At 75.0% G+C, this 9,384-nt stretch carries 9 protein-coding genes; 4 read left to right on the top strand and 5 right to left on the bottom strand.

The genetic code is table 11. The annotated features are described in order from the left end of the window. Positions 1 to 635: sensor histidine kinase (locus PUR56_RS13900; RefSeq protein ID WP_329949129.1), on the top strand; the 635-nt coding region annotated here is incomplete at its 5' end. Between the two features lie 106 nt (positions 636 to 741). Here PUR56_RS13900 and PUR56_RS13895 read toward each other — a convergent pair. Both PUR56_RS13895 and PUR56_RS13890 read right to left on the bottom strand, forming a co-directional pair. After that, a complete protein-coding gene (locus PUR56_RS13895) occupies positions 742 to 1,950 on the bottom strand; it encodes a serine hydrolase domain-containing protein (RefSeq protein ID WP_443034492.1) in 1,209 nt (402 codons plus the stop codon). A 295-nt stretch (positions 1,951 to 2,245) separates the two neighbouring features. Beyond that, the gene (locus PUR56_RS13890; RefSeq protein ID WP_329949128.1) at positions 2,246 to 2,677 is read right to left on the bottom strand and encodes a PPOX class F420-dependent oxidoreductase; all 432 of its coding nucleotides are present in this window, start codon (positions 2,675 to 2,677) and stop codon (positions 2,246 to 2,248) included. A gap of 167 nt (positions 2,678 to 2,844) precedes the next feature. Between PUR56_RS13890 and PUR56_RS13885 the strand changes: the two genes are divergently transcribed. Then, a complete protein-coding gene (locus PUR56_RS13885) occupies positions 2,845 to 3,243 on the top strand; it encodes a MerR family transcriptional regulator (protein WP_329949130.1) in 399 nt (132 codons plus the stop codon). A gap of 18 nt (positions 3,244 to 3,261) precedes the next feature. Here the strand turns inward: PUR56_RS13885 and PUR56_RS13880 are convergent, their stop codons facing one another. Beyond that, entirely contained in the window at positions 3,262 to 4,899 is a 1,638-nt protein-coding gene (locus PUR56_RS13880; RefSeq protein ID WP_329949127.1) for an amidohydrolase, read from the bottom strand. Positions 4,900 to 5,011: 112 nt separating this feature from the next. Further along, positions 5,012 to 6,583 carry an APC family permease gene (locus PUR56_RS13875; RefSeq protein WP_329949126.1) on the bottom strand — a complete coding sequence of 524 codons (1,572 nt, stop codon included), beginning with the start codon at positions 6,581 to 6,583 and terminating at the stop codon, positions 5,012 to 5,014. 236 nt (positions 6,584 to 6,819) lie between these two features. On the opposite strand from PUR56_RS13875, the gene PUR56_RS13870 reads away from it, so the two are divergent. Further along, on the top strand, positions 6,820 to 7,575 hold the full coding sequence (locus tag PUR56_RS13870) for a TetR/AcrR family transcriptional regulator (protein WP_329949125.1): 756 nt from the start codon (positions 6,820 to 6,822) through the stop codon (positions 7,573 to 7,575). A gap of 271 nt (positions 7,576 to 7,846) precedes the next feature. Then, positions 7,847 to 8,608, top strand: a complete 762-nt coding sequence (locus PUR56_RS13865; RefSeq protein WP_329949124.1) for a methyltransferase domain-containing protein — start codon at positions 7,847 to 7,849, stop codon at positions 8,606 to 8,608. Positions 8,609 to 8,728: 120 nt separating this feature from the next. Here PUR56_RS13865 and PUR56_RS13860 read toward each other — a convergent pair. Then, on the bottom strand, positions 8,729 to 9,384 hold a 656-nt coding region (locus PUR56_RS13860), incomplete at its 5' end, for a sensor histidine kinase (RefSeq protein WP_329949123.1).

The following is a 9,384-nucleotide window of genomic DNA, read 5'->3' as shown; positions in this document are numbered from 1 at the left end:
CCATGCAGCTGATGGCCGGCGGCGCCCGGGCCAACCTCGGCCGCGACACCGAGGTCGTGCGCGAGGCCCTCGTCTCGCTGGAGGGCTCCGGACGGATGGCCCTGCGCGAGATGCGCCAACTGCTCGACGTCCTGCGCGCCGGGGACGAGCCCGAGGAGGCCACCGGCTCCCCCGCCGCCCCGCAGCCCGGGATCGCCGACCTGCGGCGGCTCGTCGAGGACTCGGAGCGCGCGGGCCTGCCCGCCGAGCTGGCCGTGCACGGCGGGGAGCGCCCGCTGCCGCCGAGCGTCGCCCTGACGGTGTACCGGATCGTGCAGGAGTCGCTGACCAACGCCCGCAAGCACGCGGGCCCGGCGCGGGCCCGTGTCCGGCTGACGTACCACCCGGACCGGGTGAGCGTCGAGGTGCGGGACAACGGAGCGGGGGTCCCGGTCGGTGCCGGGGTCGGTGCGGGGGTCTCGCTCGGTGCGGGCGAGCCGGCGGGGGCGAGGGGGTCGGACGGCTACCGCAGCGGGTACGGGCTGACCGGCATGCGCGAGCGCGTCGCCCTGCACGGCGGCAGCCTGACGGCCGGCGGCCTCGACGGCGGCGGGTTCCGGGTGGCGGCCGGTCTGCCGCTTCCGCCGCTCGACTGAACCGGGAGACGCGGGCCTCGGGCAGAGACCGGGCCCGGGGCAAAGGCCGGGCCCGGGGCAAAGGCCGGGCCCGGGGGCGGCGTCGCCCCCGGGCCCGGCGGGTGTGTCAGCGGCACAGGGCGGAGTCCACCAGGGCGTCCGCGTGCTGGTCGATCGCGTGGGTCGGGAGGACGGTCACCGCGATGCTGACGGCCCGGCCGTCCTCGGTCACGCCGCCGCCGGTCCGGTAGCCCGGGATCGTCCCGCCGTGGCCCCAGGCCACGCCGCCGCAGGACAGCGGCGTGCTGATCAGGCCCAGCCCGTAGCCGACGCCCTGGCCGATCTCGGGGGCCGGCACCGTGGTCCGCATCTGGGCGAGCAGCTCGGGCTTGAGGAGCCTTCCGCCGATCAGCCCGCTGAAGAACCGGTTGAGGTCGCCGGGGGTGGAGACCATCGCGCCCGCGGCCCATCCCCAGGAGGGGTCCAGCTCGGTGTAGTCGCGCAGCGGCCCGTCCTCGGTCGCCCGGGCGTAGCCCTTGGGGTGGGGCTCGCGGATGGTCCGGTCCCCCGGGGCGGGGAAGTAGGTGTGGCGCAGCCCGAGACGGTCGACGACGCGTCGGTTGATCTCCTCGCCGAGGGGCCGGCCGGTGATCTTCTGGATGATCAGGCCGGCCAGCAGGTAGTTGGTGTTGTTGTACTCCCACTTCGTGCCCGGCGCGAAGTGGGCCTTCTGGACGAGGGCCCGGTCGAGCAGCTCGCGGGGCTCGGAGTAGTAGTCCTTGTGCGAGAGGGCGAAGTCGCGGTCCACGTACTCGGGGAGGCCGCTGGTGTGCTGGAGCAGCTGACGGACGGTGATGTTCCGCCCGTCCAAGCCGTCGCCGCGTACCAGGCCCGGCAGGTAGGTGTCGACGAACGCGTCGAGCTCGACCTTGCCCTCGCCGACCAGTTGGAGCACGACCACGGCGGTGAAGGTCTTGGTGTTGCTGCCTATCCGCACCTGCCCGTCGACGGGCACCTTCGTGCGGGTGGCCAGGTCGCCGACGCCGGCGGTGTAGTTGCGGGTGCGCCCGTCGCGGCCCTTGACCGCCGCCAGTACGCCCGGCACGCCGTCCTCGCGCACCAGGCGGTCCAGGCCCTTCTGCACGGTGTCCGGCCGGGCGGCGGCCGTGACGTTCTCGGGGGTGGCCGTCGGGGACGGGGACGTCGCGAACGCCGGCTGGACCAGCGCGCCCGCCGTCACGGCCGCAACGGCCACGGCGACCGCCGCCGCCGTCCTGCGGTGACCGCCCGGACGCTGCCGGCGGGAACTGGACCGGTGCGCTGCATGCTCGTTCACGGAAGGGACTCCTGTGGTGAGGGGCTCTCCGGGGGATTCCCCGGCCGGTCTCCAGAGGACCATGCGGCGCCCCACCGATTCGTCCACGCCCAGAACGACCCCGACACCGGGAGCCGGGTCCGGGCCGCCCCTTTCCCGGGACCGTGCTCCCGGTCCCGCGGTCCGTCCGGCACGGCCTGCGGGCGGTCTACGGGACGGACTTCGGGACGGACTTCGGGACGGACTTCGGGACGGACTTCGGGACGGACCGCGGGCGGTTCCCGTGGCGGTCGTGCCCCGGGAACCGCCCGTGCCGTCAGCGCAGTGCGGCGCCGTAGACGTGCTCGACCTTCATCACCATCAGCACCCGCCGGTCGGCGACCATCACCGCCCGGTACTCGTCCCAGTCCGGGTGCTCGCCGGAGGCCCGGCGGTAGTAGTCGACCAGTGCCTCCGCCTCGGGCCCGTGCGGATCGCTCCCCGGCCCGGTGAGTGTCACCGTCCCCTCGGCGGTGGCCCAGGCCATGCCGTCCGCCCTGGTCACCTCCAGTGCGGCGCGCGGGTCCCGGCGCAGGTTGGCCGTCTTGGCGCGTCCCTCCGTCATCGACACGTACAGCAGCTCCGCCTCCCGGTCGTAGAAGGGCATCACGGGCGACAGTTGCGGGCGGCCGTCGGACTTGACGGTCGCCAGCACGCCGAGCCTGCTCACCGCGAGCAGGGCGCGCGGGTCGAACGGTGTCGCCGTCATGCCCGGCCCCCGTTCCGGGCCGGGCCGGTCGTCCCGGTCGTCCCGGCGTGTGCGGTGTGGCGGGTGCGTTCGGGGTGGTGGGTGCGCCCGGAGTACTCGGCGTGCTCGATGGTCATGGCAGAATCGTGGACCTTCATACCGGTGTGAAGGTCAAGGGGGAAACGCAGGTGCTGATCGGGGAGTTGAGCCGGCGGACCGGGGTCCACGCCCACCAGCTGCGCTACTACGAGGCGCAGGGCATGCTGCGGCCCGGCCGCGGGCCCAACGGCTACCGCGAGTACGCGGAGGCCGACGTGCTGACCGTCACCCAGATCAGACGGCTGCTCGCCGCCGGGCTGTCCTCGCAGGACATCGCGTACCTGCTGCCCTGCGCCGTGGGCGCCGTCCCCGACTTCGAGCCGTGCCCCGAGCTGCTGGACACCCTGCGTGCGCGTCTGCGCGGGCTGGACGACCACATCGACACCCTCACCCGCTCCCGCCAGGCGCTCCGCGCCTACGTGGAGGCCACGGAGCGCCAGGTGTCGGGGCACGAGCGGGGCGGCGACCGCCGGTCCGCCGCCGCGTGAGGCCGGGCGGCCTGACGGTCAGTCGGCCGCGTGGACCAGCGTTCCGCCGACGTACGTCCGCAGGACCCGGGCCCGGGCGATCTCCTCGGCCGGGGCCGTGAAGACGTCCCGGTCGAGGACCACCAGGTCGGCGAGGTGGCCGGCCCGCAGGGTGCCCGCGTCGTCGAGGCCGTTCACGTGGGCCGCGCCGGCTGTGTAGGCGGCGATCGCGGAGGCGAGGTCGAGCCGCTGCTCGGGGAGGAAGACCCGGCCGTCGGTCGCCTCCGGCTCCATCCGGTTGACGGCCACGTGGATCCCGGCGATCGGGTCCGGGCTGCTCACCGGCCAGTCGCTGCCCGCCGCGAGGGTGGCGCCGGCCCGCTGCAGCGCGCCGAACGGGTACTGCCAGGCGGCGCGTTCGGGGCCGAGGAACGGGATGGTCAGCTCGTCCATCTGCGGTTCGTGGGCGGCCCAGAGCGGCTGGATGTTGGCGATCGCGCCGACCCGCGCGAAGCGGGGCAGGTCGTCCGGGTGGACGACCTGGAGGTGGGCGAGGTGGTGCCGGGTGCCCCGCCACCCGTTGGCGGCGCGGGCGGCCTCGACGGCGTCGAGCGCCTCGCGCACCGCGCGGTCGCCGAGTGCGTGGAAGTGCACCTGGAAGTCGTGCGCGTCCAGTTCGGTGACGTAGGAGCGCAGCGCGACGGGATCGACGAAGCTCAGGCCGCTGTTGCCGGTGGCGCAGCCGCAGCCGTCGAAGTAGGGGCTGGTCATGGCGGCGGTGAAGTTCTCCGCGATGCCGTCCTGCATGATCTTGACGGCGGGGGCGCGGAACCGCCCCACGGTCAGCTCCTCGCGGTGGGCGACGAGCCCGGGGATCTGCTCGGCGCCCCGGTCGCGTTCCCACCAGAGCGCGCCGGTGACCCGCGCGGTCAGCGAGCCGTCACGGGCGGCGGTGAGGTAGGCGTCGGACGGGTCGGGCTGGCCGTTGAAGGCGCCGAGCAGCGCGTCCTGCCAGCCGGTGATGCCGAGGGAGTGCAGCAGCCGCTGCGCCCGCAACAGGCCGGCCAGCCGGTCGGCGGCGGTCTGGGCCGGGACGAGGCGGGCGACCAGCCCGGTGGCGCCCTCCTGGAGGACGCCGGTCGGGGTGCCGTCGGCGTCGCGCTCGATCCGGCCGTCGGCCGGGTCCGGCGAGTTCCGGTCGAGGCCGGCCAGTTCGAGGGCCCGGCTGTTGACCCAGGCGCCGTGGTGGTCCCGGTTGAGCAGGTACACCGGCCGGTCGGGGACGACGGAGTCGAGGAGCCGCCGGTCGGGCAGACCGCCCTCGAAGCTCTCCAGGGACCAGCCGCTGCCGGTGATCCAGGGCCGGTCGGGGTGGGCGTCGGCGTACTCGCGCACCCTCCGCAGGTACTCCTCGACGCCCAGGGTGCCGGTCAGGTCGCAGTCGGCGAGCTCCTGGCCGCCGTGGACGGCGTGGATGTGCGCGTCCTGGAACCCGGGGAGCAGCAGTCGGCCGGTCAGGTCGACCACCTCCGTCCCCGGTCCGATCAGCTCCCGCACCTCGTCGTGGCCGACGGCCGTGATGCGCTCGCCGGTGACGGCGAGGCTGGTCGCACGGGTGCGGGCCGGGTCCCCGGTGTGGACGGGGCCGTGGGTGAAGAGCAGATCGGCCTTGGTCATGGGTGGTGCTCCAAGTCGGTGTCGTGACAGGTCGGGGGGTTGCCCGGCCGGGGGTGGGGCGCGGCGGCCCGCGGACGGTTGCTCCGCGGGCCACCGCAGGGCGCCGGGCGGGTCAGCCTGCGTTGCCGCGGGCGGCGGCGCTCCCTGACGTGGTGGCGTTGCCGTGGGTGGTGGCACTGCCGTGGGTGGTGGCGTTGCCGTGGGTGGTGGCGTTGCCGGACGGGCCGTCGCCGGACGGGCCGGTGGGGCCGTCGGCTGCGGCGGCGTCGGCGGCGTGGGGGAAGAAGTACGGCGATCGGCGGTACCAGCGGGCCCACGCGGCGGCCACCAGCCCGGTGACGATCATCAGCGCGGGCACCATCAGGTTGAACCAGCCGTTGTCGGCGGCCAGTTCGAAGTGGTCCGTGGAGACGTAGAACGTCCGGACGAGGTACCCGCCGACGGCCAGCAGGACGATCGCGCCCACCACCGGCGCCACGACGGCGCGCAGCCCCTCCAGCGGTGCGGTCCGCAGCAGGTGCCGGAAGCGGACGGCGGCGGCGATCGCCGTGAGCGCGTAGTAGAGCGCCACGACGATGCCGATCGCGTTGACGGCGGCCGAGATCAGGTCGTTGACGACCGGGATGGACACCGACAGCAGCGCGAGCACGACGGCGATCGCGGTGATCAGGAGGGTGGCGGCGGCCGGGGTCCCGTACCTGGGGTGCAGCCGCATCCAGACCGGGCCGAGCGTGCCGTCGCGGCCCATCGCGTACATCCCGCGGGCGGTCGGGATCACGGAGGCCTGGAGCGAGGCGACCGCCGAGAAGGTGAGGGCGATCAGCGGGAGCGCGGCCAGCGGCTGGTCGGCGAGCTTCGCACCGAAGTACGTCAGGCCCTGGGCGCCGTTGTCGGCCAGCTCGTCGAGCGGGAGCACCCGCTGGAAGGCGGTGCCGGCGAGCAGGAACAGCGTCAGCATCATGGCCAGCGCGATGAACCCGGCGCGGGACGCCTCGCGCGGGTGACGGACCTCCTCGCCGACGCTGAAGACCGACTCGAAGCCCCAGTAGCAGAACACGGCGAGCACCATGCCCTGGGCGAGTGCCTCGGGGGACGGGATGTCGAAGGGGTTGAACCACTGGAGCGAGAACGGCTGGTCCCCCGCGAACAGGCCGTAGCCGCAGAAGGCGAGCAGCACCGCGTACTCGAAGACCAGCAGGTACTTCTGGAGCCGGGCCGCGAGGTCGAGCCCGCGTACCGCGACCAGTGCGGCGCCGATCAGGACGGTCAGGCCGATCAGGGTGCACTGGAGGGTGGACTCCGGGTCGAGCCGCAGCCCCGCCACGCTGCGCACGCCGGCCTGGTCGGCCAGCTGGACGAGCGCCGAGCCGGTCACCGTCGTGGTGTACGCCATGAAGACGACGGTGCCGAGGGCGCTGACCCAGCCGGACAGGAAGCCCAGCCAGGGGTTGAGGGTGCGGCCGATCCAGCTGTAGCTGCTCCCCGCGTCGGGTTCGACCCGGTTGAGCCGTCCGTAGGCGCCGGCGATGCAGAGCACCGGGAGGAAGGCCAGCAGCATGATGGCCGGCAGGTGGAGGCCGACCACGCCGGCGGTCAGACCGAGTCCGATGCCGATGCTCGTGGTGGCCGCGGTACAGGTCGCCGCGATGGTGACGCTGCCACCGATACCGATGGAGCGGCGCATGGCCGCGGGCGCGCCGGGGGCTCCGGGTCCGCCGGGGGTACCGGTGGCACCGGCGGACCCGGGGGCTCCAGTCGCGCCGGGTGCGCCGAATCTCGGACCGTTACCCGTGTCCTTGGACGTACCGGCCAAAGGATCACCGCCTTGATCGTGGGGGGGTTCGGCCGAACGGCCGGTTGGCGAGCCATGAAACCGCCGGGCCCGTTCACACGTCAATGCCGTTGTCATAAGCTCCCGCCATGGCCGAGCGAGTAGTCCCGGAGCCGCACCGGCGGCGCAGACGACCCACCAAGCAGGGCGTCGTCCTGTCCGAACAGTTGATCGTCGACACCACGTTGCGGCTGGTCGGCAACCACGGCGCCGAGGCGCTCACCGTCCGGCGCCTGGGCGCCGCCCTCGGCGCCGATCCGAGCGCGATCTACCGGTACTTCCACAGCACCGACGACCTGCTGCTGGCCCTCGCCGACGAGTTCGTCGGCCGTGCCCAGAAGGGCTGGCGGCCCACCGGCGACTGGCGCGCCGATCTGCGCGAGATCGGTCTGCGCCTGCACGCCGCCTACCAGACCCACCCGCAGGCCGCGATACTCGCCGCCCACCGGACCACCGGGCGCGAGCACGAGATGCGGGCCGTCGAGCGGATCCTCGGCGTGCTGCGCGGCGCCGGCTTCCCGGACGTCGAGGCCGTCCGGATCTACCACGCCTTCGTCGACCAGGGCCTCGCGTTCGCGGCCCTCGACGCCGCGGCGCTCGCCCTGCCGCCCGCGGCCCAGGCCGCCGACCTGGAGGTCTGGCAGGCGCGGTACGGCCGGCTGGACGCCTCCACCCACCCGAACATCGCCGCGACCGCGGGCCTGCTGGCCCAGGACATGCGGCGCAGCGGGTACCCGTTCGCGCTGGAGCTGCTCCTGGAGGCGGCGGCGGCCCGGCTGGCGGCGACCGACGGGAACGCCGCGACGGGCGGGAAGACGGGCGGTGGCGCCGAGCGCGGGCGGTGACGGCGGTCCGAGCGGCGGCGACCCGGCGCCCCGCGTCGGGCCACTGCCCGTTCCCGCAGGTGGTCGGCGGGCGGCACCGGCCGGGTGCCCGCTCGGTGCGGAGCCCCGAAATCCGGTGGGGAGCCGCCGCCGTCTCGGATAGGTTTCCCTCGCCGAGGCGTCGAGCCACCGGGACGAGGACGGCTACCCCCGCGACGGCTGCCCCCGGCGACGGCGGCCCGCGTGGACGACGGACCGGTGACAGGCCCGCGGACCGACGAAGGGGAGAGCCGTGTCCGAGACCGACGAGGCGATACACGAGCTGCTGGTGGACTCCGCGCAGTTGCCCCCGGGCGGCCGGGTGGCGGATCTGGGCTGCGGGCGAGGTCCCACGCTCGCGGCCTTCGCCCGCCGGCTGCCCTCCGCCCGCCTGATCGGGTTCGACGTGTCGACGGCCGACGTCGAGGCCGCCCGGACGCTGTTGGCCGACCACCCCGGCGGCGCCGAGCTGCGGGTGACCGACCTGTCCGGCCCGCTCCCCCTGGCGGACGACAGCGTCGACGCGGTGGTCTCCTACAACGTCCTGGAGTGCCTCGCGGACCCGGCCGCGCTCCTTCGCGAGGTGGCGCGGGTGCTGCGCCCGGGAGGACGCGCCGTGGTGGCCCACGTCGACTTCGACTCACTGATGGTCGCGGGCGCGCCCCGGGAGCTGGACCGCCGCGTCTGCCACGCGTTCACCGACGACCAACAGCCGTGGATGACGCACGTCGACGGCCGGATCGGGCGGAAGCTCCCCGGCCTGCTCGGGACTTCGCCGCTGGTGGTCGAGGACGTGGTCCCCCTGGTGACCACCTCGACCGTGCTGGAGGGCCACGCCGCCCGCCGCATCGGCCACATCCGCGAGGCGGTGTCCGGCGCCGCGGCCACGGGGCGCGGGCCGGTCTCCGCCCAGGAGGTCGCGGACTGGGACGCGGCCGTCCGCCTGGCGGCCGCCGAGGGCAGGTTCTTCTTCGCCGAGACGGCGGTCACCGTCATCGCCCGGGCCGTCGCCTGACGCGCACGCGCAGCCGGGTACCGGGTGCCGGGGGGGCGCGATCCCGTGGTGGCGGGCCGTGGCCGTGCTCCGTGCCGGCGGTCCGGGGTCCGTGGCCCGCGGCCTGCGGCCCGGGGTCGGTCAGGGCGTGGACGCCGCGCGTTCCGCCCCGTGCCCGGCGGGTGCCGCGGCCCCGTCGGCCCCGTCGGTCGCCCCGGCCGCCCCGATGGGCGGCAGCGGCAGGTCGGCGACCACGGCGAAGCCTCCGTCAGCCTGCGGGCCGACCGTGAGGGTGCCCCCGTGCCGGGTGACACGCTCGCGCATGCCCACCAGGCCGTAGCCGCCCGAGCCCGCCGCCCGGACGCCGTCCTGCGGCAGCACGCCCCAGCCGTCGTCCCGCACCTCGACGGTGATCCCGTCCTCGCGGTACGTCAGCCGGACGGTCGCGCGGGCCGGCCCCGCGTACTTGCGGGTGTTGGTGAGGGCTTCCTGGACGACCCGGAACACCGTGAGGCCGACGGTCGGCGGCAGCGGACGCCGCGGCCCGCGGACGTCGAGCGCGGTCGGCAGTCCGGCGAGGCGGGACTCGTCCAGCAGACGGTCGAGGTCGTCGACGCCGGGCTGGGGCAGCGACGGCGCGGTCTCCGGCTCGTCGTCGGCGCGCAGGACGTCGAGCAGTTGGCGCATCTCGCGCAGGGCCATCCGTCCGGAGCCCTCCAGCGAGACGAGGGCCTCGCGCACGACCTCGGTGTCGCGGCCGAGGTTGGCCCGGGCGCCGCCGGCCATCAGCTGCATGG

Source organism: Streptomyces sp. BE303, from assembly GCF_036290945.1.
Classification (GTDB): domain Bacteria; phylum Actinomycetota; class Actinomycetes; order Streptomycetales; family Streptomycetaceae; genus Kitasatospora.
The sequence above is the reverse complement of the archived record's forward strand: the minus strand, read 5'-3'. Positions and strand labels throughout refer to the sequence as shown.

Excerpts from the sequence above, each read along its gene's own strand:
- PUR56_RS13890 (WP_329949128.1), bottom strand. The coding sequence starts at position 2,677 with ATGACGGCGACACCGTTCGACCCGCGCGCCCTGCTCGCGGTGAGCAGG.
- PUR56_RS13880 (WP_329949127.1), bottom strand. The coding sequence starts at position 4,899 with ATGACCAAGGCCGATCTGCTCTTCACCCACGGCCCCGTCCACACCGGG.
- PUR56_RS13875 (WP_329949126.1), bottom strand. The coding sequence starts at position 6,583 with ATGCGCCGCTCCATCGGTATCGGTGGCAGCGTCACCATCGCGGCGACC.
- PUR56_RS13870 (WP_329949125.1), top strand. The coding sequence starts at position 6,820 with ATGGCCGAGCGAGTAGTCCCGGAGCCGCACCGGCGGCGCAGACGACCC.